The organism is Pseudovibrio sp. Ad37 (assembly GCF_001623075.1).
Lineage (GTDB): Bacteria > Pseudomonadota > Alphaproteobacteria > Rhizobiales > Stappiaceae > Pseudovibrio.
Window position 1 is genome coordinate 77394 of the sequence record NZ_LMCF01000022.1, and the last position, 24812, is coordinate 102205.

A 24812-nucleotide genomic window follows, 5' to 3' on the forward strand; every position below is an offset into this window, starting at 1 on the left:
GGGGCTGCTCATCGGAGGATTATTTAAGGGCCTGCTCGAATGTACTCGCTCAGAGCAGGGCACAACATTTCTCTTAAAATCGGGCTGATAATATGTCCAAATCAAACGGCCCCGCATATCCCAAGTCGGATATGGCCTATCTCCGCTTTAATGGTGTATTGGGGAAAATCGAAAACCTGTTCAATCTCATTGCTGCGACGTCCATCCTCGTCTTGATGTTGCTGGCTGTCGTTCAAGTCGCTGGACGCAACTTGTTCAACCAGCCCGTACCCGGTTTTATTGATATTACAGAGCAAGCCATGGCCGTATTCGCGTTCATGGGCATCGCTTATTGCCAGCGTGTTGGCGGCCACATCCGTATGGAGTTGGTAATCGGCGTCTTCAAAGGCCGTACTCAGTGGATTGCAGAGTTCCTTGGCGTGCTGGCAATTCTGCTCGTTGTATCGGTATTGATGTATGGCTCCTTCCTGCACTTTGATCGTGCATGGACCTTTGGGGACAGCACGATGGATATTTCCATCCCGACCTGGCCGTCCAAGTTTATTGTTCCACTTGCATTGTCATTGTTGTGGCTTCGTCTCGTTCTTCAGCTGTTTGGCTACTCCCGCCTGATCATCAACCCGTCAGCCTCAGTATTGGATTTGCCACACGTGATGGATGCTGCTCAGCATGCAAAAGCTGAGATTGAGGAGACATTCCATTCTGCTGAAAACGGAGAAGAAGGGCCTGAAATGAGAACACCTGCCCATGGAGGTGCATCATGACCCCGTTTGATATCGGTCTCATCATGACCGGGATGCTCTTGCTTCTCGTCATCATTGGTGTTCGCGTTGCCTTTGCGGCAGCGTTCGTCGGCATTATGGGCATGGTCGCGATCTTTTCCATGCGCCTCGGGTTTGAACGCGGTGTCATGACCGCTGCAAAAATGGCTGGCACGATCCCGCATTCCAAGTCTGTGACCTATGCACTGTCCGTTTTGCCCACCTTCATCCTGATCGGCTTTCTGGCCTATTACGCTGGCCTGACAAAGCAGCTGTTTGAAGCCTCAAAACGCTGGCTGGGCTGGCTTCCGGGCGGTTTGGCAATCGGAACTGTCTTCGCCACAGCAGGTTTTGCGGCTGTATCAGGCGCATCAACCGCAACTTCCGCTGTGTTCGCCCGTGTTGCGATCCCTGAAATGCTGGAGGCAGGCTATTCCAAACGCCTCTCTGCAGCAGTGGTTGCAGCTGGTGGAACATTGGCCTCGCTTATCCCGCCAAGTGCGATCCTCGTGATCTACGCCATTTTGGTGGAAGAGAGTGTTGGTAAACTCCTCATGGCAGGTTTCTTGCCCGGTGTTGTTTCCGTTCTCATCTATGCAGCCATCATTTACGTCATCGCTGCATGGCAGGGCGGAGCACCCGCCATTGGTGGCTACAGCTGGAAAGAGCGCTTTGAATCTGTACCTGGCACGTTCCCTATCATTGGCGTGATCCTGATCATTTTCAGCAGCCTCTATTTTGGCTTTGCGACACCAACAGAAGCTGGTGCATGTGGCGCGTTCGTGGTGTTGTTGGCTGCGTTTTACAAAGGCATGCGTACCAAGCAGCTTTTCCTGGCCCTTCACGAGACAGCAAAGCTGACGGTGATGATCTTCACGCTCATCTGGGGCGTACTCGTCTATGTCCGTTTCCTCGGCTTCGCAGGCCTTCCGGATGCATTCCGTGAGTTCATTGTTGCACTCGATTATCCACCAATGATGATCATTGTTTGCATTCTGCTTGGGTATGCTGTGCTTGGAATGTTCATGGATGCAATCGGTATGCTGGTTCTCACTCTTCCAGTAGTCTTCCCGGCGATCATGGCACTGAATGGTGGTCTCGATGTCAGCGCGGCAGAAAGCACACTCGGCATGTCCGGTGCAGCCTGTGCAATCTGGTTCGGCATCATCGTTGTGAAGATGGCAGAGCTCTGCTTGATTACACCGCCCATTGGCTTGAACTGTTTCGTGGTCTCCGGTGTGCGTCCAGACATTCCGGTTCAGGAAGTCTTCCGCGGCGCGACACCGTTCTTTGTAGCGGATGTGGTGACCGTAGCTGTCTTGGTGGCCTTTCCGGCAATCATCACCTTCTTGCCATCCTTGATGTAAAATGGATGATCAATTGAGATAATGGGAAACCCCGGTCGGTGGACCGGGGTTTTTTATTGCGCCATACTCTGTGGTTTCCAACAAAGAGCATTGCCATGAAAATCAAAAAATTATCCAATCAACATCAAGAGGTAGTCTGGTCGTTCTTGATGAACCACGTCTACAGCTCAATGTTTTTGCTCAACAACATCGAAAAAGCGGGCCTTGAGTACACGAGTGAGCTCTACTCGGGAGAGTATTGGGGCGCTTATGATGAAGCCGACGAGTTAAAGGGTGTTTTGGCACAGTTCTGGAACGGTAACTTGATGTCTCAGGCACCTGACTTGAACGCTCTGGAAACTCTCACCACGTACTTCCGTGAAGTTGTTAATCGCCCGGTTGCCGGAATGGTTGCTGATGGTGAGCAAGCCAGTTTTGTGTTGAACAAACTGAACTTTCCCGCAAATGCCTATAATACCAACCGCAGTGAAGGCCTCTATCAACTGGCCTTGGAGGACCTGCAACTCTCTGAGAAATCAACTAGTGATCAATTCAGTCTGATTGCAACATCAGAAGCTGATGCGTCATTACTGTTCGATTGGCTAAAAGCGTATGAGCTGGAAGCCTTTGACGGTGAAGCCAGCGAAGAGCATGACAAACACATCACAAATCGCGTAATGGAAATGCAAAAAAGCGGCAATGCATGGGTCTTGCTGGACAGAGAGCAACCTGTTGCGCTGAGTGGGTTTAATGCAACCCTCGCAGAAATCGTGCAAGTTGGCCCTGTCTGGACACCACCAGAACATCGCAACAATGGATATGCCAGAGCCGTCGTTGCACTCACACTGGATCTTGTGAAGAAGCAAGGTGTACGGAGATCGGTTCTGTTCACCGATAATCCCGCGGCAGCAAAAGCTTATGAGGCTATCGGTTTCAAGCAAAACGGAAGCTTCCATCTTGCCTTGCTTAAGGAGCCTGTTGAGTTATCGAGTGTCTCAGCCTGATCTTCTTTAGGGGCGCTCGAAGTGACGCATACCCCAACTCTCTCGGATATTGATTTCTACCGAGGTTCGATAGCATCCAGAAACCCATCTCCTTTGCAAAGCAGCAGCGTGAGCCAGTCCACGCAATCGGAGAAATTAGGCACTCCGATTGTAGCAATGCCTGGTGAAGGAGGTGGTAGCTGGATGAAGCTTGAATTTAAGTTCAAAATAAAAAAAGCACGGAACAGACTGGTACTCTAGTTCCGTGCAATTCTAAAATAAGCCATCGGGAAAGGGGGCGGTAGCTCCCTTTCTCTTCCTCAATATAGTCCTGATCTCTTAATCACGCAATAATGAGGATATAGTGGGTATTCCACCGTAATAACTTCTAAAACAAGCTGCCTTGTGCGTCTGGATCAACCACACTTTTCTTCTTTCTCGGAGCGGGTTTAGCCTGCTTTGCTTTCGTCTGAGCCACGTGTTCCTCTAAGTTCTTTGGAGGAGAAGTTGGCTTCGCAGTAGCCTCCACGACAGGTTCTGACACCGGCTTTACTGCTCGTGGTGGTGTTGGTGTTACACCACCTCCATCAGCCACAGCTCCAACAGTACCGCCCTTCATCTCCAGCTTCAGGGCTTGCCCTGCCTGAACCTCTTGAGCGCCGGCCAGTGGAACATCATTCTCATCACGCACCACAGCGTAACCACGTTCGATCACTCGTTCATAGCTTAGTGATCCTAAAAGTCCGGCAGAGTTGGTGAGACGTAAACGCTGTCGATGCACCTGGTTGGAAAATGCTGCAATGGCTCGACCTTTCAAGACCTGCAGCCGCTCGCGGCCTTGCGCAACTTGCCGTTCGAGTGTGATTGGACGCAATCCGGAAGAAACTGCTGTCAAAGAGTTCCGGTGGATTTGCGTGTTCATCTTCAGGCCGTGCTCAAGACGACCTGCCACCATATCAAAGCGCTGGCGTGGAAGAGCGAGAAGGTCTCGTGGAGCAGGAAGTGCAGCACTTGCCGCCCGCAGTTCTGTTCGGCGCGTTTGGATCAAGCGTAACAGACCCGTTGAAAGACGGCGAGATAAATCATCTACCTGAGCCGTCATCTCAGCCTTTACCGGAACTGCAAACTCAGCCGCACCAGTTGGTGTTGGTGCGCGCACATCGGCGGCCAAATCAATCAGTGTCCAATCTGTCTCGTGGCCAACAGCTGAAATCAGTGGGATTTGAGAGTCTGCTGCCGCACGAACCACAGCTTCATCATTAAAGCCCCAGAGGTCTTCAATCGAGCCACCACCACGCGCAACGATCAGAACGTCAGGGCGTGGGATCGCTCCGTTTGCCTCAAGTGCGTTAAAACCACGAATACCAGCAGCAACTTCGGAGCCGCAGCTCTCACCCTGAACGCGAACTGGCCAAACCAAAACATGCAGAGGAAAACGGTCACTGATGCGGTGCAAAATATCGCGAATAACCGCGCCAGTTGGGGACGTAACAACACCAATCACGCGTGGCATACGTGGTAAGGCAACCTTGCGCTCTTCTGCAAACAAACCTTCTGCCGCCAGTTTGCGCTTGCGTTCTTCCAGCAGTGCCATCAACGCTCCAGCGCCAGCTGGTTCAAGGCTATCAATCACCATCTGGTACTTGGATTGCCCGGGAAAGGTGGTGATTTTACCCGTTGCAATGACTTCAAGACCTTGCTCTGGCTGAACTTTGAGCCGTGAAGCATTACCACGCCAGATAATGCCGGAAAGCACGGACTTGTCGTCTTTTACATCAAGATAGATATGCCCTGAAGCTGGTTTGCTCACACGACCCAACTCGCCCCGCACACGGATATAACCAAACTTGTCCTCAAGCTCGCGTTTGATATCACCGGAAATCTCGGAGACGGTATATTCAGCAATGTTGGAGCGCTCAGACAATGTCAGACTTCTTTCATATGCGGCAAAAAGTAAACCATTCTCTCTTAGTGTAGCCCGCGACAATTGCAAAGGGGAACCGTGAGAAGCGCTTCCACCTGTTGAGACATTGAGTTCTCACCAGCAAATCTTTAAGCGCAAAGTGGCATCTGCCGTGTGCTTGGCATATGGTGCCCCCATGTCCCGCTATGAGTTTCGCATGCAACGCTTATTTGTCGATCAAGATCTCCGCGCAGGCCTTCAATTGGAGGCAGACCGCGCACAGGCCAACTACCTTCTGAATGTCCTTCGCATGAAGGAGGGAGGCGATGTGCTCGTCTTCAACGGCAAGCATGGAGAGTGGCGGGCTCAGATACTGCCGACGGGGCGTAAGTCCTGTCAGCTGATTGTGACTGAGCAGCTGCGTGAGCAGACACCAATGCCAGACTTGGACTATCTGTTTGCACCGCTGAAACTGGCGCGTCTGGATTACATGGTTCAAAAGGCCGTGGAGATGGGAGCAGGGCGCTTACGCCCGGTGCTCACCCAGTTCACCCAAAACCCAAAGGTGAAGCTGGAGCGCATGGAATCCAATGCGCTTGAAGCCTGTGAACAGTGCGGCGTGCTTTCAATCCCCTCCGTATTGGAGCCGCAGCAACTTAAGAAACTTCTTTCTGCGTGGGAGCAAGAAGAAGGTGATCGTCAGATTATCTTCTGTGACGAAGGCCATGGGACGCACAATCCGTTGGAGGCACTGAAAGATGTTCCTAAAGGACCTCTGGCCGTATTAATCGGCCCGGAAGGCGGTTTCTCTGAGGAAGAGCGTGCGCTTTTGCATAGCAAACCATTTGTACATGCTATCCCGCTTGGCCCACGGATTTTAAGAGCAGACACAGCTGCCGTCGCGGCTTTGGCCGTTGTTCAGGCAAAATTGGGAGATTGGTTCTAAGGTACCTCTAAATGGAGGCCTGAATGGACCTGAACAACAAGACTGCTAACGCTGAAAAGCAGCCCCAAAAAGAGAGCTCAAAAAAGAAAGACCGCAAGAGATGGCGCCTGTCCATCTCCGCCGTCTTCAGCATTGGTGCGGCGATGCTGCTGGCCTTAATTGGCGGTTCCATGCTCCTTTATGTATCTGATGCCACAAACCGTCAGACAACCGTCATTATGCGCGAAACTGGGGCTCTCATTGTCGAACGTGGTCTTGAGGTTGTTGAAGATTTCTTCCGTAACGAAGAACGGATGGGGCTGCTGGCAGCTGAAGTCTTGTCAGACCCACTGATCTACAACGCGCCTGTTGCTTTGCGTGAGCAGTTGATTTCCATCCTGTCCCGCCAGACCAACATTAAGCGGATTTCCTACACCTTCCCGACGGGGCGTCAGATTTCAGTACAGCTGGATCATGCGGACCAACCGGTTCAGCAAGCGATGGTCATGCCTCCTAATGAACAGGATATGGAAGTTGGCAATCATCGCTGGGCTCCGCCGTATTATGATGAGGGCATAGGCGAAACGTTTATGCAGTTTGCCGTCTACATTAGAAATCCAGTCGACAATACAATCTCTAAACTCACGTTGGATTATCCAATATCTCTACTCGGTCAACTGATGGCTCGTATCAAATGGCGGGCTTCTCAGATTCCGTTTATCCTTTATGGGCGAGATCAAGTGTTGGCGAGCTCAGAACAAGCGTTTCTGAGCTTCAAGCCGAGCAAGGCAAAGCCGATCCCATTAATCTCAGATCTGCAGGACACACCTCTGAGCAATATCTGGTCCGAAAATGCCAATCGCAGGTCTCTCAACACCAATTATAAAGCCCACATCGACACAACCACCCATGGCACCTATCTGTATCTTTATGACGACCTGAGAAACGGAAATCGGTTCCCTATAATCATCGGAAGCTATGTATTAGCGTCTGAGTTCAGTGTTCCGTTCGAGAACTTGCACAAAATCTTTGTTGCAGCCACTGCTTTTCTGGCTGTCGGTGTGCTTCTTATGTTTTTGATTGGTCGAAGACTTGCAGGACCATTTGTGGCTCTTGGAACGCAAGCAAATGCAATCAGAAAATTGAACATGGAAGGGTTGAATGCATTACCTAGGTCGCGTCTTAAAGAGGTGGATCAGGCAAACCAGGCTTTTAACTCAGCAGCTGTAGCCCTCAGCGCCTTCTCAAGATATGTACCAAAAGACCTTGTAAGAGTGTTGTTAGAGCGAGAGTTCGAAGGCCTCAACAGCACCGAGCTGCGTGAAATGACAATCCTTTTCTCTGACATAGCCGGGTTCACAGGCGTTGCCTCCAAGCTGACAGCGGAGGAAACTACGTCCTTACTTAATACCCATTTTCAGGAGCTTGCGGATTGCATCAGCCAAACCCATGGAACCATCGATAAATACATCGGTGATGGATGCATGGCATTTTGGGGTGCACCGGAAACTATGGAAAACCACGCGCAATCAGCCATTGATGCGGTACGCCTCATTGCGCAAAGGTTGGAGACAGAGCTTGAAAGCGAAGAAGGGGCGATTGAGAAGCCGCGATTGCGCATTGGCGTTCACACAGGAACGGTGGTTGTCGGCAACATCGGCGCGATTGAGCGGATGAACTATACTGTGGTCGGAGATGCCGTGAATGTGGCCGCGCGCCTTCAGGAGCTTGGAAAGAAGGTTGATCCGGAGGCCAGAGTGATCGCCCTTGCCAGCAACGCGACTGTGGACCATCTCAGTGATAAATCTCATACGAACCATTTGGGAGACTATCAGTTGCGTGGGCGTGAGGAGGCAGTTGATGTCTACCGGATTGTTTAGTGCGGGTACCACTATTGAACCCAGTTCAATCAAATTTCGTCTCTTAGACATAATAATTGCAGAATACTACATCCAAAATTAGGGAACTGACGTTACGTCTGTTGAGTGATTAAATAGCCGTGAGAAGCTTACGAGGGGAAAACCTCATGTTACGAAACCCCAATAACAATATGTTTTCCCTTATGGAAATGTTCAGCCAAAATTATGCAAAAGCCTATAGGGACTATTGCGAAACCAGCCACGGCTTAATGCCCTTTATGCAGACAGAGAGAACGCCCTCTGGAAAGTCGGGAACAACATCTGCTGGTGTAGCCGAGTTTCCATACATGAATTGGGCTGATCCGTCTAAGTGGCAAGGGATGACCGGGTTGCCACAACAGGCAATGCTCTCTCAAATCATGAGCATGTTCTCAGGTGATAAGAACATCAGTGCAGCCATGCAACGTCATCTCAACCGCAAAGATGCCATGAATGTCGAAAGCTGGATGGAGTTGATGCCGATTCTGTTGATGCTATCCTACGGCAACATGCTGAAGAATTATCTGGCAGGGCCGCAGCGCACTATGATGGAGGCCTACTTGCAAGGCTTCGCAAAAGGGTGTCCAGAGTTACATCAGGACACGGATGCTGCTCGTAACCCAATCTTGGATGCACAGGAAGCTCTCTGGTCGCAGATGATGCCCTTAGAAAATCCGATGCTCGAATTTTGGACAAATGCTCTGCAGGGCACAAGCTCAGCTTCAGGTGACCAAAATGAGGCACCAGAAGAATCTAAAGCGCAAAACACGCGAGCCAAGAAGTCATCATCTCCGGAAAATGGATCAGGTCCTCGGGCCCACCAATCTAATGTGAAGGAATCGCCTGTATCATCCTTGTCCGGAGGTTTGGCAGCAATGCAACAAGCCCAGGGCGAAGCTTGGCAGCAATATTGCAACGTTTTTTGGCCAACTCGCTCACATAGGTAACAATTTATCACATATACCTGAGGATAACTTTTTGTGATAAAGATCACGAATTGAGGAAGTTGTTTACTGCAATTTCCTCCGTTTCCGTTCAGGCCGAGAGTTCAGAACTAGCCTGATCGTCCAAGCTAACAAAAAATTACATGAATTAATCTAGCATAACTCTCTATCCTAGAGAGAATTACTAGATATTTTTTATATCGTAACTCCAGATTGATTGTTCTCTTTCGGTTTTTATTTTGACTATTGGATTCTTTCGAGAGTCTAATCGAATATAAGAGCAAGTTTGATTATATTAATTATTGTTATGAGTCACTCTAAGCTCCCTAAGAGAGGGAAAAGACTGCGATAATAAAGTATTATATTCCAACTCTCGGTTTTCTTTCCACCAGTTTGCTGTATATTCATATCAAATTGTTATGGATTGGGGACATGACAGCACTATTAGACTTAGATTCTCTGCGAACTCTGGTAATGATTGCGGATACTGGGAGCTTCACACGAGCAGCAGAAGAACTTGATAAAACGCAATCAGCGATTTCCATGCAAATGCGTCGCATGGAAGATAAGCTTGAGCGCACGGTCTTCCGGAGAGAAGGGCGGCACTCAAAACTGACAGAGGATGGTGAGCTATTGTTGCGCCATGCCCGTCAGATGCTGCGTTTGAATGACGAGACTTTAGCTATGTTCTCGGAGCGTGAAGTGACCGGTAAGGTTCGTCTTGGTCTTGCGGAAGGCATTGACGAAACCAGAACTGCAAAGATCATTTTCGAGTTCTCTAAGAACAATCCAAAAGCTGAAGCATCCATCGTCTGCGCACCGGCAGCAGATCTTCGTAAGGCTTTGGGAGAAGGCAAACTGGATCTTGCCATCATCGGCAGCCTTGCAGACGAAGCTGAAGCTGGTGAGGGGAGTGTTCTTTCCAGCGAGCGTCTCGTCTGGGCAGCTGGTAGCAATTTCAAACTTGCCAGTGAAAGAGAACTGCCATTGGCTGTTGGCTTGGAACAATGTCGAATTCGAAAAGCAGCTGTTGAAGCGCTTGAGGATGACGAACGCGCATTCCGTATCCAATACAGTTCAAGCAACCCAGGTCTTGTTGAAATGACAGCAGCAAGCGGTATGGCGATCACAATTCAGCCGCGCTCATCTCTTGTTGCATCTGATGCTGGGCTGCTGGAACTGGAAGGCCTGCCGCAGCTACCAAACTACGTGGTCAAGCTGGTTCGCGGTAAGGAAAGCCATTTCAAAGCAGCAAACGCTTTGAGTGATTATCTGGCGAAGTCCTTTGAGAAAACCGCAGCCTCTGCCTGAGTGGCTTGCTAAGAATATGTTCCGTTTATTGGAAAAGAAAAAGGGCCTGCGCAATGCAGGCCCTTTTCATATGTGGGTGATGAATTTTTGGCGGTTCAATTAGGGGTAGAGCCGCCAATTGAGGCTCCCACAAAAATTATGCGCGCTGGCGGCGCTTTTCCATTTCGGCGCAGCGGCGTTCACTGGCGCGAATACGCAGATGCCAACTTGGGTCTTTGCCATCACCTGCAGAAAGCGCGCTGAAAACGTCATCACGGGTAATGCCGATGTCGTCCAGCATACGGTCTTCCAAGCGTGCAAGCTCAACCATTGCGCGACGATCCTGGTAGTGTTTCCAGAGCTTTAGAGGCAAAGCTGTCAGCAGGTGCAACGTGTGAGCCAACGTCAGTGGTTCAAAGGTGCCTGAATTAGCGCGATTTGGGTTGCGATATTCAGAAGGGGTAGGGAATGCAAGCGTCATGGTATTACTCTCCCGTTTGGATAGGCTGCTCTGGCCATCCATTGGAACTGGTATAGGGGGTTAAAAAAAGAGGGAACGGTGTCGTTCGATGCGTCAAATATCACCGAAAAGTTGTAGACAAACAAGAGAATGTTTTCGATTGAAATCCATTCAAGATCGTGATTGATTGATCATCGTTAAATGGGAGGGAGCCCATGCCTTATTCGATCGATGTTGATCAATTGAGAACATTTCTGGCCGTCGCAGAATTGGGAAGTTTTACCAAGGCTGGCGATGCCGTACATAAAACTCAGTCCGCTGTTTCCATGCAAATGAAGAAGCTTGAAGAGCGTATCGGACAACCAATATTTGTGAAAGACGGACGTAACTCTAGGATAACAGAACACGGAAGACGTCTTGTCGAATATGCGCGGCGCATGGTTGCTTTAAATGATGAAACGCTCTCTGCGTTTCATGAACCTGAGATCGCCGGGCGAATCCGGTTAGGTTTACCTGATGACTACGCAGAACGACTGTTGCCACAAGTACTTGCAGCATTTAATCGGCTGAACCCTTGCATCAATTTGGATGTGGAATGTTCCAGCTCTAACGAAATTGGGCGACGAATCCAAAAGGGTGACCTGGATGTGGGAATCGTCACAAGCGGTGACTGTACCAGTGTGCCGGGACAGATTGTGCGCCGTGAGCCTCTTCAATGGATTGGCTCTCGTGAGCATATCGTCCATGACCAGCGCCCATTGCGCCTTGCGGTTGGTCCAACAACTTGCTCATGGAGACAGGCAGGCGTTGCTGCGCTTGATCATCTGAACGTTCAGCATCAGGTGGTTTATACCAGCGCCAGCGCCGCAGCTCTTGCTGGTGCTGTGAATGCCGGACTGGCCATCGCGATCCTGCCAGCCAGTGCGTTGCGTCAGGGACAGCGTATTCTTGGAGAAAAAGAAGGCCTGCCACCACTGCCACCTTGCGACATCACCATCATCAGATCTCAAATGGCAATTGAGCCGGTTCATGATGCGCTTTGCCATCACATCGTGGCGTCCATTGGTAACGTCACGATGGAGTATAACGGAATGGAAACAGAAGCCGCTGAATAAGCGACTTCTCTACTGAAGTGCTTTAAGTCCGGTGGTTCAACACCCCGGGCTTATTTTTTGGCAGAACGACTGAGCACGATCCAGTTCCCACCCAAAGCAAACAACAAGCCAAGAATGGATGTTGCAGTCCAGGTGTAACCTTCCATCGCGGTGGAAACGCCAAGCGCCACAATCGGGAACATCACTGTCGCATAGCCTGCGCGTGCAGAACCGATCCGGCCGAGCAATGTCAGATAAGCCCCAAAGGCAACGATGGAACCGATGACCACCATATAAAGGAAGCTCCAGATAAACTCCGGCGTAAACGGAACCTCAAAGCTGGCACCTTGTAGCAGGCCGTTCACACCAAGAAGGACAGTGCCGTACACCATACCCCATGCACTGGCTGAGATAACCGAGATCTTTTTGGCAGTCGCACGTGCAGAAACGATGTTGCCAAAACAGAAGCTTAAGGTCCCCAAAGCACATAGACCAAGCCCACCCAACGCTGCGATGTTCCAGGTACTGCCTGCAATCTCTTGATAAAACATCAGACAAATACCCGAGAAACCAAGAACAGCCCCAACCACAAGCGCACGGCTTACCTTCTGTTTGAACAGAACGAAGCCAAGTACGATGTTGAACACGGATGCAAGCGAAAACACCACCGACAGCAAACCTGATGGCAGCTCTCGTGAGCCATGATAAAACAAAAGGAAGTTGGTTGAAAACAGCAGCAGACCAAGCCCTGCAAAGCTCAGGTGAGCCCGCAGCGGAAAGGCCATCTTATGGCCACCAAAGATGGCCCAGCCCCACATTAAGACTGTTGCAAACAGAAACCGCCAGAAAAGTGCAATCTCAGGGGTAATGACCGCCTGCAACTTCAAGGCGTACCAGCTGAAACCCCACGCAAATACGGTTGTGCCATAAAGGGCGAGATCGAACATACTAAGTGCTTGAGGCTTTTGAGAAATAGCAATGCCTGCATCAACGTCGCTAGCACTTGTCATGAAATATTCCTGCCAATTCAAAGTGTTCCAAGCAACTTCCTGCATGAAATCGCGAGATGAAACAAATGAATAAACGTCATCTATTCATTTGAAAAGCGAATGATTTAGAGGTCTATAGGTCAGTATTAGAGATTAAAGATGCCCCATTTCGGGCTGTAGCCATCTCTCAGGATCGCAATGATCTGCGGCGGCGTAATAAGAGTAACGTCCTCGGGTAACTTTCGGTCAGCCGCCGTATATCCCTCAAAGCTCCAGCTCCACCATTTACGGTTCCTCAGAGCATAAAACCTGTCGCCACAATGAACCACAGTACCTTCCGGCCAATCCTCGTGCGGATTGATCTGCGGAAGGGAAACAGGCGATTTCTTGTGCCCGCACCGTTGGGAATGCAAAACCAGATCCATTTCGTCAGAACTTGGCGGCACCTCTAATCCTTCGCAGCATTTCCAATGCTCAGCAAAGCGCCGTGCATCCTCTTTGCGGCAAAAGAAACAAGGCCGATGGCCTGCTGCCAGCGCAGTCACCTCGTCAAAGAAGAAGAGTTCCGTATAAAACTTGCCCCAGACATCGCGGTGCCAGTCTTTATAGGTGGTAGAGCAACACAGCCACCTGCGAGAGGCATGCGTTCGGCCAGTCAGTTTCTGCGTCTCTGGATCATGAATGCGGCCACCACGATTGCCCATGAACATGCCACGGGCAGGGACAGCACACAGCTCACCATTGGGAGCAACACGGTTTTGCAAAGGCATAACAACAAGCTCATGTAAATAGAGAGCAGCTTTTGGCACACGAAAGAGCACAGCGCTGCAATAAGGAAAGATGACTGGAGCTAGGTTATCTGCTCAGTAGGAAGATGCCAAGAGCGGGGATCAAAAAGAAAATGCCGACCACATAGCTCGCAGCCACCACAAATCGGCGTGCACCCAAGTCACCAACAAACTCAGCAAGGCGTACAGGCAGATAACGCGTGAATGGCAAACTGTAGATCAGCACAACACCCAGTACATTGTAAACCAGATGAACAATCGCGATCTCAAACGCCAGCTCTCGCTGACCAGTCACAGCAAATGCAGCCAGAATTGCCGTTAAACAAGTGCCAATATTTGCGCCAAGTGTGAACGGATAAACCTGCTTGGTTGTCAGAACGCCGGAACCCGCCAGCGGAACAATCAAGCTGGTTGTTGCTGAAGAAGACTGCAGCAGCAGAGTAGCGACCAGTCCGGTGAAAATGCCGGAGGATGGAGCGACAGACGTCATCGTCTCAGCCAGACGACTTGCATGTCCGGCAAGCAGCAGCTTGAGCAGTTGACTTACAAACGTGATGCTGACAACAATCATCACAAAACCAATTGCCGCAATCACGAGGCCGTTCCACGGTTGCGCCAGCCCATAGGCCAGCTCACGGATTTCTCCAATGAGAGGTTCAGTTAAATAATTGACGAAGTTGAAGTTTGCGGTAATCAGATTGTCGGCAGGATCGAGCGCCGTAAAGAAATCACCAACAGCCATAGCAATCTTCTGCAAAAAGCCAAAGGCCAGCTCCAGCGGTAGAAAGATCAGCAGGCAAATCAGGTTGAACGCATCGTGAACCGTCGCCGCACTAAAGGCGCGCCGGAAATCTGCACGGTCCCGTGCGTAGCCAAGGCTTACGAATGTGTTGGTGAGTGTCGTTCCAAAGTTGGCTCCAATCACAATAGGAATGGCAATGGAGATTGGCATTCCTGCCGCAACCAAGCCAACCACAATGGACGTGGTGACAGAAGAACTCTGCACTAAAGATGTGGTGAGAACGCCAACCAGCACGCCTGCAATTGGATTGGTAGCATAGGAAAAAATCTGCTCGGCTGTCTGATGACCAATAGCAACAAAGCCCGCTTCAATAAGGCCAACAGCACAAAGAAGAAAATAGATCAGGAATCCAACAGAGATCCAGTTGAGCAAACTTATGCCCAGTGGCATGTGGTGCTCATCCTCAAGATAGGGCTCGTCGTTGTTCAGGGGATCTTTTTGCACCGACATATCCGTCTATAAAAGTTCACCACGACATTTAGCCGTATCTTCTAACACCAGTAGCACAACCTAGGAAATCACCAAGGCTTTCGTTGACCGCCTCTGCATTTGCAGGGTAAATACTCAAGCTAACTACGGTATTTTACAGGTCAATCACCTGCATCCTATTGCTCACAGATCGGCTAACTGTCAACATCTGCCGGGTGTGATTCTGCCAGATTTTTCTACGTGGTGGCCAAATTTTCCTTGGAGGGGACATACCCGATGATGAAGAAATTTAAACTAGCATTAGCAACTCTTGCTCTATCTGTCGGTTTCGGAGCAGCAGCTTCCGCTACGGATCTGCCAGATCTGAAGGGCCGCACCGTTGTTGCAGTGACTGAAAATGCATACACACCTTTGAACTTTGCAGATCCCAAGACCGGTGAAGGCATCGGTTGGGAATATGACGCGTTCAATGAAATTGCAAAACGCCTCAACATGAAGGTCGACTGGCGCTTGGCCTCATGGGACAGCATGATTGAAGCTGTTCGTCAGGGTCAGTTTGATGTGGGCATGGATGGTATCACCATCAACGAAGAGCGTGAAAAGCAGATCGACTTCACCGATCCTTACATGACCTCCGAGATGTTCATGCTGGTGCGGGCGAATGAAGACCGCTTCGACAACTCAAAAGCTTTTGCTGACGATCCAGGCTTGTTGGTTGGCGCGCAGCCGGGCACCACAAACTTCTACACCGCTGTTTATGCTGTGTTGGATGGCGATGAAAATAACAAGCGCATCCAACTGTTCGAAACCTTTGGCGCTTCTGTTCAGGCATTGCGTGCTGATGATGTCGACATGGTGCTGATGGATGCAACTGCAGCAGCAGGCTACATGGGTGCATCGCCAGACAGCTTTAAAGTGGTTGGCGGTCCAATCGGCTCTGAAGACTTTGGCTTCATTCTGACACCAGGTTCTGATCTGCGCGAGCCGATCAACGCAGCACTCAACTCGATGCGCGAAGACGGCACTATGGATGCCTTGAACCAAAAATGGTTCTTTGACTATAAGTCCAAGAACTAACAAGAGCTTAGTTGATTTGGCGTGCGGGCGGCGCTCGCCATTTCTATTAAAGGCATTACAAAAGATTTCTGGACCTCATCAAGAAATCCAAAAACGAGATTTAAAGGAAACGCGATGGGCATGCGTTCTGCCACAAGATCCCGGTTGAACAAGCTTCCATGGTGGTTGCTCGCATCATTTGTTCTCGCAGTTTTCTTTCTCTGGCTCATCGCCGCAAATGGTGATTATCGCCAGATCTTTGAGACCCTTCTCAGAGGTGTTGGCATCACCCTGTTCGTCACCTTTGTCTCATTCATCATCGCGAGCATCGTAGGGCTCGTCATCGCGTTAGGGCGTGGTTCCAAACACCGTGCCATTCGCGAGTTGTGCTCGTTCTACACCGAGATCATGCGCGGTGTACCCATGTTGGTGCTGCTCTTCTACATTGCTTTTGTCGGTGCCCCGCAAATGGTTGCAGCTTACAACTGGATCATGGGGCCGTTGATTGAATGGGAGATCGTCGACAAGCTGCGTGTCCGCGACCTCTCCATGCTGTGGCGTGCGATCATTGCACTATCCATCGGCTACTCTGCCTTCATTGCGGAGATTTTTCGCGCAGGTATTGAGAGCGTGGATGACGGTCAACTGGAAGCAGGCCGGGCACTTGGCCTTTCCAGATGGCATACGTTCCGCTTCATCATCTGGCCGCAAGCATTCAAGAACATCCTGCCGCCACTTGGAAATGACTTCATCGCACTCATCAAGGAAAGTGCGTTGGTTTCCGTGCTTGGTGTGCAAGATATCACCCAGCTTGGCAAAATCTATTCTGCCTCCACATTTCAGTTTTTCGAAACTTACAATGTGGTTGCGTATCTCTACCTCATCATGACAGTCTCGCTGTCTCTGGTCGTTCGCGGTTTGGAACAACGCATGAAGCGAGCCTTTGAAAACGAAGCTTAGAACCCGTCCTTAAGAAGCCCACAGAGGCTTTAGGTCGGATTTCTACAAAACAATGATAAATGCGGCATGCCCAACAAAGAAAGCACAGCTGCTTATGACAGGAAGTTGGAATGACCGTTCTCGTTATTGAAAACTGCGAAAACGTAACGCTTGGCCTGTTGGGACAGGCGCTGGATCACGCGAAAATGCCCATTGATCTGCGTGTCATGACACAAAATGATCCGCTTCCCACTGACATCTCAAAGTTCAACGGACTGGTTGTTCTGGGCGGCTTGCAACATGCCAGAGCGGATGAAGAGTTCCCATTCCTGAAAGATGTGTGTGACACGATCCTTGCATTTCACGAAGCCGATAAACCAGTGATGGGCATCTGCCTCGGGAGCCAGTTGATCGCACGCGCATTCGGCGGTGAGAACATTTTGGGCAATCCGGTGGAAGCTGGCTGGCTACCACTGCAAGTCTCAGAGCAAGGCAAACAAGATCCCGTCATCTCCGCCTTCGAGGAAGACGACCACATCTTCATTCTGCACACAGACACTTACACTCTGCCAAAAGACGCCGTACATCTGGCATCCAGCGAGATGACACCCAATCAGGCCTTCAAAATGGGCCGCGCCACATACGCCATCCAGTTCCATTTCGAATGCTCTGTCGATCAGGTGAACCATTGGAACGGCTGCTTCCATGGCCCAATCAACGAACTGGTGCCGCACTGGAACGAAATTCTGGAAGAGCAGGGCCCAAAGTTCGGCCCAAGAACCGACGCGTTGGGACTGGAAATCTCCCGCCGCTGGATTGCTCTGCTGTAAGAAGAGCGAGTAGAAAGAAACGTACTTGTGCCTGAGTAAGCTCAATTAGAAAACAATGACAGGAAAGCCCCCGCAGAAAACTGCGAGGGCTTGAAGCCTTCGATTATTCAGCAGGCCATTTCATCTCGCCCATCACCACCTTGGCTCCAAGAGCAAGGTCACTGGTTCTGCGCTCTTCCAGTGCAGGAAACTCTGCTTTCATCAATGTCACCAGTTCTTCAGAGTTTTTCGCAAGAGCTGCATTCTTCTCAACCGCAGCGATATAGGCTTTTGTGAACGCAATAGAACCCACCGTCTGGCTGTTGGTCTTGCCCATAAAATGACCTGGGATCACACGTTTCGGATTCAGAGCAAGAAGATCATCAAGGCTCTTCTGCCAGTCTTCGCGTTTCTCTGATGTTGGGTTATCAGCCTGCCAGATATGAGAGTTGTCAAAGACAAGTACCCCACCCAGAACAGTGCGTTCTGAAGGAACCCAAAGGCTGGTGTGAGATGGATCATGTCCCTCAAGACCAAAGATCTCAATTGGTGTTCCATCCACTTTGAGCTCGTTACCGCCAATCGCTTCTGGAATGACCAAATCCTGAGGTGCATCTTCTTTCAGGATCGGCCCCCAAAAAGCAAACTTGCCTTCAATAGTGGCTTTGATCTTCTCGACAGTAGGCTGCGTGGCAATAATCTTGGCATCAGGAAATGCTGCGCGCAGCACATCCAACCCGAAGTAGTAATCAGGATCACCATGGCTGATATAAATGGACGTCAGTGTTTTACCGCTCTCCTTGATGATTGAAATCAGGTTTTGAGCATCACCGCGTTGAAACTGCGCATCTACCAGAACAGCTTCGCTTGGGCCTTCAATCAATGTGGAGGTAACAGGGAAAAGACCTTCATCACCCGGGTTGTAGACCTCAAAAGTTAGGGCGGTCGTATCCTGAGCATAGGTTGCAACAGGCGCAAGAGTAGCGGTTGCTGCAAGGCTTGCAGCAAGAGCAAGAGATTTAATCATTTGTTTTCCTTGGGGTTAAAGAGCAGGAAAATCCTGCTGAATGCTGTGAGAGAAGCTGTTCAAAGCCCCCATTAGCTGTTCATGAGAGCCGAAAAGCAGATCAGAGGGCAGCAGCATGCGTTCGCCGTGTGCGTCTGCAATAAGTGCTGGTGCACCACGCCCACCCATCTGGTTCAAAACCATCTGGCCATGAGCAACACGCCGTGCGGTCTCTGCTTCAACAGACGTCATATGGCTTTGAAGCAGGGCAGCTGCATCTGCAAAGTCTGAACCGGAGAGCAGGCCTACCAGCAATGAAAGATCAGTGATGTCTTCACCAGCCACATACCGCGCTTTTTGGATGAGTTTCAGCGCCTCTGGCCCTCGTGCTGGTTCTACGATCGAGTATGCGGTCATAGCGAGTGTCGCAAATGTTGAATCTAGTGCTTGCCCGTCACCATTCAGGGCCTGACTTTGATAAGCACTGCTGAAAGTCTGCCCTGTCAACTTTGCAATCTTCTGGTCAGAAGCCCATGCATAAGAGGCAAAAGAACGATCCAGAGGCCGAGCACCAGCACCGCTAAACAGGCCCGCTGGTAACATCTCAACCTCATAGTCCTTGGCCAGATCCGTCAGTCTGGGAGCTGCACCGTAGCACCACCCACCTAGCGGGTCATAGATGTAGAGGAATGAGTGCGTCATAGGTTTCTCCTTGTTGCAGAGGAACCTAGGGCAACTTGACTATCGGTAGAATGCAGATAATTTTGACATACTGTATGAAAAATAGAGACAATTAAATGAGCCTCTACAATCTCAACCGCCTCCGCCACTTTGTTGAAGTCGTCGAAAGTGGCTCCTTCACTGCAGCGGCGAAAAAGCTCGGTCTGGGAAAAGCCATCGTCAGTCACCAAGTCGCAAAACTGGAAGAAGAGCTCGGTGCAGCCCTATTGGTGCGCACCACACGCTCTCTTCAAATGACAGAAGCAGGGCAGCGGTTTTATGAAAACGCCGCAGAAATTCTTGCTCAGGCGGAACGTGCGGTACAGGAACTCCAGCAGGAGCAGGAGATTCCCAGCGGCTTGCTCACGGTCACAGCGCCAGAAGATTACGGCCAGTGCGTCGTCGCCAGAGCGCTCATGCGATTGAGGGTGAAATATCCAAAAATCAGGGTCAATGCGGTCTTTACGGACGAAAAACTGGATCAGCTTAAAGAGAAAATAGATGTCTCTATTCGTGTTGGTTGGTTAGAAGACAGTTCTGTTATTGCAAGAAAAATTGGCAATTTTCAGCAATATACTGTGGCATCGCCGCAATATGTCGAAGGAATGGGACCAATCACAACACCAATGGATCTGCAAGATAAAGACTGGATCTACCACTGCAAGCTGCCAGCAGGAGTGTCATGGCGGTCAGATAAAGGGGAGGAGGTGCAGTTTGTGCTCCAAAACCCGCCAATCACAGTCTGGAACACACTGACTTCGCATGCATGTGCCCTCAGTCACGGTGGCCTGTGTCTCCTCCCATCCTTTCAGATCCGCGAAGATCTGGCATCAGGCCGCTTGCAACGCGTGTTGCCCGACTGGCACCATAAAGAAGGTGGCATTTACGCGCTCTTCCCAAACAGCCGCTTTCGTCCAGCCAAGACCAAGGTGTTTGTAGAAGAATTGATAAAGGCGCACAAAGAAGTTCGCGATGTATTCTAAGACGAGCGCTGGCGCTAAACCCAGGTCTTCTGATGCAGTTGGCACATCCGGTTGATCAACCACTTACAGGCAGGCGCTTGCGCCTGTTGCTTGCCCCAGACAAGAGAGACCTTGTTGAGAATAGCATTCTGCTGAAAGTCATAGGAAAGCTCTTTCAACTCACCAGCCTTCACCTCATCATCCACCATCTGCGCTGGCAACTCTGCCCAACCCACGCCGCCATGCACCATATTGTGCGCCACGCGCGGGTTGTCCGTAATCAGCAGATGCGGTCCTTTCTGGCGAGAAAACTCAGGTGAGTTCCGATCAATCTCTGTCTCAGAAATAATCTGTCGGTATCCCCGTAAGTCCACCAGTCGGACTTCTTCCAACTCCGCCAGAGGATGGTCCTTGTGGCAAACTGAAATCCGGTGCTCAAAACCAAGTCCGCGGAAGTGGTAGCCTTCCTTATAAGGGTGCCGTTCGATGATAATCCCCAGTTGAGCGCTCTCTTCCGTCAGCCTGGAAAACACATCGCCAAAAGAGGCGGTCTGAACGTGCAGTTCCACCTTCGGAAACTGCTTGTCGAAATCATGAAAAACATCTTTAATTTCAGATACATAAGTTCCATATTCAAACACGACTTTGAGGCTGCCTTCCGCTCCCTCACAAAGGGCGCCCGCCTTCACAAGCAAGTCCTGCCTGCTCTGCAAAATGGATCTTGCATAGTCCAGCAATGAAACGCCGGAAACTGTCAGCTCTGCACGGTAGCTGCTGCGATCAAATAGGTTTGATCCGAGGTCGATCTCCAAATTGGAAATAGCAGCACTTACAGCAGATTGTGCCTTACCCAACCGCCGTGCCGCAGCAGAAAATGATCCTAACTCCGCGGCAGTCACAAACGCTTCCGATTGGTCAATACTGGGCATCTAACCTCAACATGATCTGAAATTATGATGGAGTTCAACTTTACTGCATAGATCAAACTGATCTTTATGTCACCCAAATTTGCGAACAGAAAGGATTGACCATGCGAAGAATAATCGGGCTGGCAACGGCAACAATGATTGGCTCACTCATGACTGCAGGCCTTGCCATGGCACAATCAGCGCCATGTGAGACCAAACTGCCAATCGATATTCCATCCAACTGCGATGCCATCGAGATTATTAAACCAATCGAGAAACTGGAGAACTTCCGGTCTCTGACTACCTCAAAAGATGGCCCGGTTTTGAAGCCTCAGCTGATCTTCCGCTCTGACCAGTTGGACAACTTGACTGAAGCTGATCAGGAAAAGTTGAGCGCATTGGGCATCGAAACCATCATTGACCTGCGCGCTCTGGATGAGTTGGACAAGCACCCCAATAAGCATATCTCCTCCGTTGATTTTAACATCAACCTACCAATCGGTTCAGATCCGGCAGACATCGCCAAAATCATGCCGCTGGACGTGGCCTCTCAAATCCGTCCGCTCTGGTTCAGTGGTAAGTTTGAGGAGATTGACCAGCTTCTCAAAGACCACGATATAGACATCTACCACATTCGGATTGACCGCTATAAGGACTTCGCCCGCAAGTTCACGCCGCAGATCTCACGTTTCATGCACGTGCTCTTGGAAGAGCAGAACTACCCGCTCATGTTCCACTGCGCTGGTGGCAAAGACCGCACCGGTTATGTTGCAGCAGTACTGATGTTGTCTCTCGGCTTTTCCGAGGAAGATGTCATGCGTGACTACCTCACCACCAATCTCTACACCTTTGATGAACTCAGCAAACTGGTCGCAAACGGCCCACATTCCCTGCGCCCAACCTTTGGTGCTCACAAAGAGCAGATCACTGCTGCGCTGGCAGCGATGAAAGAAGACTACGGCAGCTTTGAGAACTATCGCCGCGATGCGTTGGGCATTTCTGACGAGGAACTGGCCCATATCAAAAAGAACCTGCTGGCAGACCCAATCTAAGGCCTCCCAGCACCCCTCGTGCTGCCTTCCTCTAACGCTGGCGGCACGAGGTTCTTCAGGCCCATTCCACTAAGGGCTTATTTGCGTCAGAAGGCATATCCAGCTTAGACTTTCCTTATGTTTTTAAAGGGAATTTCATGACTATATTATCCTCATTGATTGAACGTGGATACTTGGGTTTTGCTTCTAATGAAGCCAAAGATAATTCACCTATTTATGAAGAATGGGCGACACATATAGCCGGCTCGCCAATCTTCCACGATTTCCTGATGCTTTTGCCGGAAGCCAAACAGCAACCCAACCTCCTTTTTGCGGCTATAAGATGGGTTACAGGACGCATTCCTGAAGTGGCAGAGCTGGATGAAATTCTGCAACGACATAGCGCTGCCATCAAACAAGAGATGATGAAGCGCAGCACGCAGACCAACGAAGCTGGCCGTTGCGCTGTTCTTCTTCCACTCCTCGCCCGCCTCCCACAACCACTTTCATTGATCGAAGTCGGTGCGTCCGCGGGTCTCTGCTTGCTGCCCGACCGCTATGCCTATGACTACAACAACGGCGCACACACACTGGCGCCTGAGACGAATTCACCCGATACACCAGTGTTGCATTGCCAGGCGGCTGGTAATGTCCCTCTGCCAACCAAACTACCAGAAGTCGCCTGGCGTGCAGGGGTGGAGTTGAACCCGTTGAACCTTCAGGATGAGGACACCTCAGCATGGCTCCAAACGCTCATCTGGCCGGGGCAGGAGGACCGCTTACACCGCCTACAAAAAGCAACCGTAGTGGCAAAGCAGCAGAAAATCCAACTCGTTAAAGGAGATCTTCTCGCTGATCTGCCAGCCTTGCTGGAGCAAATCCCAGCAGGCACTACATCAGTGGTCTTCCATAGCGCCGTCCTCTACTACATCCGAGACACGAGCAAGCGGGATGCTTTTGTCGATCTGATGCTCAACTCCAACGCTCACTGGATTTCTAACGAGGCCCCCGGTGTCCTTCCTCAACTCGCCGACAAAGTCTCCGGCCCGCGCCCTTCAGGCCGCTTCCTCCTCTGCGAAAACGGCACACCCCGTGCCTGGACTGGGCCGCACGGGCAGTCAGTAGAGTGGATCGAGTAGAGGCTTGCTAAAAGCCTCTGCACACCATCACAGCATTTAGCTCCAGTTTGAGGGAAAATACGTAAATTCTGGAAATCATTCGTTTGAGAGGGCGTAGTACTTTACTGAAAGCGTGAAAAATACTGGTGTTCGCCTCATTAAATAGTTGGTGGGAGGCAAACACTCATGCTTTGGAGTTGATGGATGCCCCCGCAAACACTGAGCAAACAAGAGCATAAATGGGCCAACGACATGGCTCGTCACTTGAACCTGACCTTTGCTGAAGAGGGGGGCGAGCAGGTCGGACAACATCACCAAGCCGACGTTGTGAACGCTCCTACAAGTCTACTGGAAAAACTCGCTTCTATGGAGAAAGCGGCAGATGCTCTGTACGCAAACACGGAGTTGATCAAGAACCAAAGCGCTGTTTTCTCACCTTTCAAAAAAGCAGGTCAGTCTGCACGCTCGGGTATTGCAGCTGCACGAAAAGAGCTGAAAGGCCGAAAGCCCCAAAACGCGGAGGCGAGGCTTTCCAAAATTCAAGAGAATGTTTCCTCTATGGAGCAGCTCATTGCTGTTGCTCAGTCCAACCATAAAGGTTTGGAAGCGCAGATCCCCTGGGTGAAGGAAGACCTCGCTCAGCTGGCGATTGAATTACCTATTGTTGATAGCCTTGCCATTGCTAAGAAGATCCCGAGCAAAAGGCACAAGAAATTCCTCAGTCTTGATCAAGAAGCCAACGGCTTGATCAGTGAAGCAGAGACGCTTTGTGAGAACTTTCAGGTGGATTCTGCGAACAAGATCCTGAAGAAACTCAATAAAACGCTTCAGAACTATCAAAAGGAAGTCAATTGGCTGCACGCTCTGCCCGAAGTTACCGGCGTCGGAGCTAGCGAAAGTCCACATGTGTCCAAACTCGACAAACTCGGCGCAGTATTTATGCGAAAAAAGTCCCAAGAGCATAAAGTTGAGCTGGTCAAAGCCGAGCCGGACGAGAAGACGAAGGCCTTTCTCGAAACTTGGGAACGAGAGAACTTCACTGACCCCGCTGCAAGACCAGACCTGCAAAAGCGAGGTGGTTGTGCTGCGCCATTCAAGTTTATTGTGCGTACTGGTTCCATGGATGATTTTATCAATCAAAAAGGCTGCTTTTCAGCTCAGGGAACCGAATATCTAGACAATAAAGATGGGATTTGCACCTCTGTTGTGAGTGACGAAAAGTGTTTTGTATATGGCGCTTTTGGTGTGGTTCTGGATGTAGCACCGCAAAACGTTCTGGTCTCCAGCCCTGATGATCTCATGAGTGAGCTCAACATTGGCCGCAAAGACAAAAAAGACCGAATGGTCAACGTGACACAAGAGGAGAATGAGAAGCTTCTTGATGTGCCTGATCATGTGCGTAACGGTTATCTCAGAAAAGAACTGGACAGATACCAACACGATAAGCGACAGCTGGACTGACCTAAAGAAAATGGAGAGCCTCTGTCTCACTATTTCTTTTCTGTCTCTCGAACGCGATTGGCAATTGATAGCCTAACGACGAGTGTCGCCTGATTGGATTGTAAAAGCCCTCAATGTAAAGGCCAAGTGCCTTTTCTGCCTTCTGACGAGTCTGAAAGGTAGTTCGCCACAACATTTCAGACTTAATGGT

24 protein-coding genes are annotated in these 24812 nt (G+C 50.3%); 15 read left to right on the forward strand and 9 right to left on the reverse strand.

The genetic code is table 11. The features are described from left to right. The first annotated feature begins 92 nt into the window (after nt 1–92). The 3 genes from PsAD37_RS06195 to PsAD37_RS06205 all read left to right on the forward strand — a co-directional run bounded on the left by PsAD37_RS06195 (nt 93) and on the right by PsAD37_RS06205 (nt 3111). Nucleotides 93–764 carry a TRAP transporter small permease subunit gene (locus PsAD37_RS06195; protein ID WP_063295408.1) on the forward strand — a complete coding sequence of 224 codons (672 nt, stop codon included), beginning with the start codon at nt 93–95 and terminating at the stop codon, nt 762–764. Further along, entirely contained in the window at nt 761–2128 is a 1368-nt protein-coding gene (locus tag PsAD37_RS06200; protein ID WP_057463773.1) for a TRAP transporter large permease, read from the forward strand. Before PsAD37_RS06195 ends, PsAD37_RS06200 begins: the two co-directional genes overlap by 4 nt. Before the next feature lie 95 nt (nt 2129–2223). Continuing rightward, the gene (locus PsAD37_RS06205) at nt 2224–3111 is read left to right on the forward strand and encodes a GNAT family N-acetyltransferase (protein WP_063295429.1); all 888 of its coding nucleotides are present in this window, start codon (nt 2224–2226) and stop codon (nt 3109–3111) included. Between the two features lie 367 nt (nt 3112–3478). Here PsAD37_RS06205 and xseA read toward each other — a convergent pair whose 3' ends face one another. Next, complete coding sequence (gene xseA / locus PsAD37_RS06210) at nt 3479–5014, reverse strand: exodeoxyribonuclease VII large subunit (protein ID WP_063295409.1); 1536 nt, start codon at nt 5012–5014, stop codon at nt 3479–3481. A 196-nt stretch (nt 5015–5210) separates the two neighbouring features. On the opposite strand from xseA, the gene PsAD37_RS06215 reads away from it, so the two are divergent. The 4 genes from PsAD37_RS06215 (at nt 5211) to PsAD37_RS06230 (ending at nt 10071) form a co-directional block, all read left to right on the forward strand. After that, nucleotides 5211–5939: a 16S rRNA (uracil(1498)-N(3))-methyltransferase gene (locus tag PsAD37_RS06215; RefSeq protein WP_084407673.1), complete on the forward strand. Its 729-nt coding sequence runs from the start codon at nt 5211–5213 to the stop codon at nt 5937–5939. A gap of 23 nt (nt 5940–5962) precedes the next feature. Beyond that, nucleotides 5963–7798, forward strand: a complete 1836-nt coding sequence (locus tag PsAD37_RS06220; RefSeq protein WP_063295410.1) for an adenylate/guanylate cyclase domain-containing protein — start codon at nt 5963–5965, stop codon at nt 7796–7798. A gap of 146 nt (nt 7799–7944) precedes the next feature. Continuing rightward, the gene (locus PsAD37_RS06225) at nt 7945–8763 is read left to right on the forward strand and encodes a hypothetical protein (protein WP_208991727.1); all 819 of its coding nucleotides are present in this window, start codon (nt 7945–7947) and stop codon (nt 8761–8763) included. 429 nt (nt 8764–9192) lie between these two features. Further along, complete coding sequence (locus PsAD37_RS06230; RefSeq protein WP_063287123.1) at nt 9193–10071, forward strand: LysR family transcriptional regulator; 879 nt, start codon at nt 9193–9195, stop codon at nt 10069–10071. A 136-nt stretch (nt 10072–10207) separates the two neighbouring features. Here the strand turns inward: PsAD37_RS06230 and PsAD37_RS06235 are convergent, their stop codons facing one another. Next, nucleotides 10208–10531: a DUF1127 domain-containing protein gene (locus PsAD37_RS06235; RefSeq protein ID WP_063295412.1), complete on the reverse strand. Its 324-nt coding sequence runs from the start codon at nt 10529–10531 to the stop codon at nt 10208–10210. Between the two features lie 194 nt (nt 10532–10725). Between PsAD37_RS06235 and PsAD37_RS06240 the strand changes: the two genes are divergently transcribed. Then, on the forward strand, nt 10726–11625 hold the full coding sequence (locus PsAD37_RS06240) for a LysR substrate-binding domain-containing protein (RefSeq protein WP_057463767.1): 900 nt from the start codon (nt 10726–10728) through the stop codon (nt 11623–11625). A gap of 50 nt (nt 11626–11675) precedes the next feature. Here the strand turns inward: PsAD37_RS06240 and PsAD37_RS06245 are convergent, their stop codons facing one another. The 3 genes from PsAD37_RS06245 to PsAD37_RS06255 form a co-directional block, all read right to left on the reverse strand. Next, on the reverse strand, nt 11676–12614 hold the full coding sequence (locus tag PsAD37_RS06245) for a DMT family transporter (RefSeq protein WP_063295413.1): 939 nt from the start codon (nt 12612–12614) through the stop codon (nt 11676–11678). A gap of 125 nt (nt 12615–12739) precedes the next feature. Then, nucleotides 12740–13363 carry a hypothetical protein gene (locus PsAD37_RS06250; protein ID WP_063295431.1) on the reverse strand — a complete coding sequence of 208 codons (624 nt, stop codon included), beginning with the start codon at nt 13361–13363 and terminating at the stop codon, nt 12740–12742. 85 nt (nt 13364–13448) lie between these two features. Beyond that, nucleotides 13449–14633 carry a Na/Pi symporter gene (locus PsAD37_RS06255; RefSeq protein WP_193778223.1) on the reverse strand — a complete coding sequence of 395 codons (1185 nt, stop codon included), beginning with the start codon at nt 14631–14633 and terminating at the stop codon, nt 13449–13451. A gap of 258 nt (nt 14634–14891) precedes the next feature. On the opposite strand from PsAD37_RS06255, the gene PsAD37_RS06260 reads away from it, so the two are divergent. The 3 genes from PsAD37_RS06260 (at nt 14892) to PsAD37_RS06270 (ending at nt 17437) form a co-directional block, all read left to right on the forward strand. Then, nucleotides 14892–15689: a transporter substrate-binding domain-containing protein gene (locus PsAD37_RS06260; RefSeq protein ID WP_208980525.1), complete on the forward strand. Its 798-nt coding sequence runs from the start codon at nt 14892–14894 to the stop codon at nt 15687–15689. 114 nt (nt 15690–15803) lie between these two features. Next, nucleotides 15804–16628, forward strand: coding sequence for an amino acid ABC transporter permease (locus tag PsAD37_RS06265; RefSeq protein ID WP_063295415.1), 825 nt, complete (start codon nt 15804–15806; stop codon nt 16626–16628). A 110-nt stretch (nt 16629–16738) separates the two neighbouring features. Continuing rightward, nucleotides 16739–17437: a type 1 glutamine amidotransferase gene (locus tag PsAD37_RS06270; protein WP_063295416.1), complete on the forward strand. Its 699-nt coding sequence runs from the start codon at nt 16739–16741 to the stop codon at nt 17435–17437. A 103-nt stretch (nt 17438–17540) separates the two neighbouring features. Here the strand turns inward: PsAD37_RS06270 and PsAD37_RS06275 are convergent, their stop codons facing one another. Both PsAD37_RS06275 and PsAD37_RS06280 read right to left on the reverse strand, forming a co-directional pair. Continuing rightward, on the reverse strand, nt 17541–18443 hold the full coding sequence (locus PsAD37_RS06275) for an MBL fold metallo-hydrolase (RefSeq protein WP_063295417.1): 903 nt from the start codon (nt 18441–18443) through the stop codon (nt 17541–17543). A 15-nt stretch (nt 18444–18458) separates the two neighbouring features. After that, nucleotides 18459–19124: a DsbA family protein gene (locus PsAD37_RS06280; protein ID WP_063295418.1), complete on the reverse strand. Its 666-nt coding sequence runs from the start codon at nt 19122–19124 to the stop codon at nt 18459–18461. A gap of 95 nt (nt 19125–19219) precedes the next feature. Here PsAD37_RS06280 and PsAD37_RS06285 point away from each other — a divergent pair, with 95 nt between their 5' ends. Then, the gene (locus PsAD37_RS06285) at nt 19220–20125 is read left to right on the forward strand and encodes a LysR family transcriptional regulator (protein WP_063295419.1); all 906 of its coding nucleotides are present in this window, start codon (nt 19220–19222) and stop codon (nt 20123–20125) included. A 14-nt stretch (nt 20126–20139) separates the two neighbouring features. Here PsAD37_RS06285 and PsAD37_RS06290 read toward each other — a convergent pair whose 3' ends face one another. Further along, nucleotides 20140–21033: a LysR family transcriptional regulator gene (locus PsAD37_RS06290; protein WP_063295420.1), complete on the reverse strand. Its 894-nt coding sequence runs from the start codon at nt 21031–21033 to the stop codon at nt 20140–20142. Nucleotides 21034–21134: 101 nt separating this feature from the next. Between PsAD37_RS06290 and PsAD37_RS06295 the strand changes: the two genes are divergently transcribed. From PsAD37_RS06295 to PsAD37_RS06305, 3 genes are all read left to right on the forward strand, one after another. Then, nucleotides 21135–22064, forward strand: a complete 930-nt coding sequence (locus PsAD37_RS06295; protein ID WP_063295421.1) for a tyrosine-protein phosphatase — start codon at nt 21135–21137, stop codon at nt 22062–22064. Nucleotides 22065–22201: 137 nt separating this feature from the next. Next, the gene (locus PsAD37_RS06300; RefSeq protein WP_063295422.1) at nt 22202–23182 is read left to right on the forward strand and encodes a DUF2332 domain-containing protein; all 981 of its coding nucleotides are present in this window, start codon (nt 22202–22204) and stop codon (nt 23180–23182) included. A 183-nt stretch (nt 23183–23365) separates the two neighbouring features. Further along, nucleotides 23366–24622 (forward strand): hypothetical protein, encoded by a 1257-nt coding sequence (locus PsAD37_RS06305; protein ID WP_063295423.1) that lies wholly within the window; start codon nt 23366–23368, stop codon nt 24620–24622. A gap of 1 nt (nt 24623) precedes the next feature. Here PsAD37_RS06305 and PsAD37_RS27405 read toward each other — a convergent pair. Continuing rightward, a partial coding sequence (locus tag PsAD37_RS27405) for an IS3 family transposase (protein WP_153039681.1) occupies nt 24624–24812 on the reverse strand: 189 nt, incomplete at its 5' end.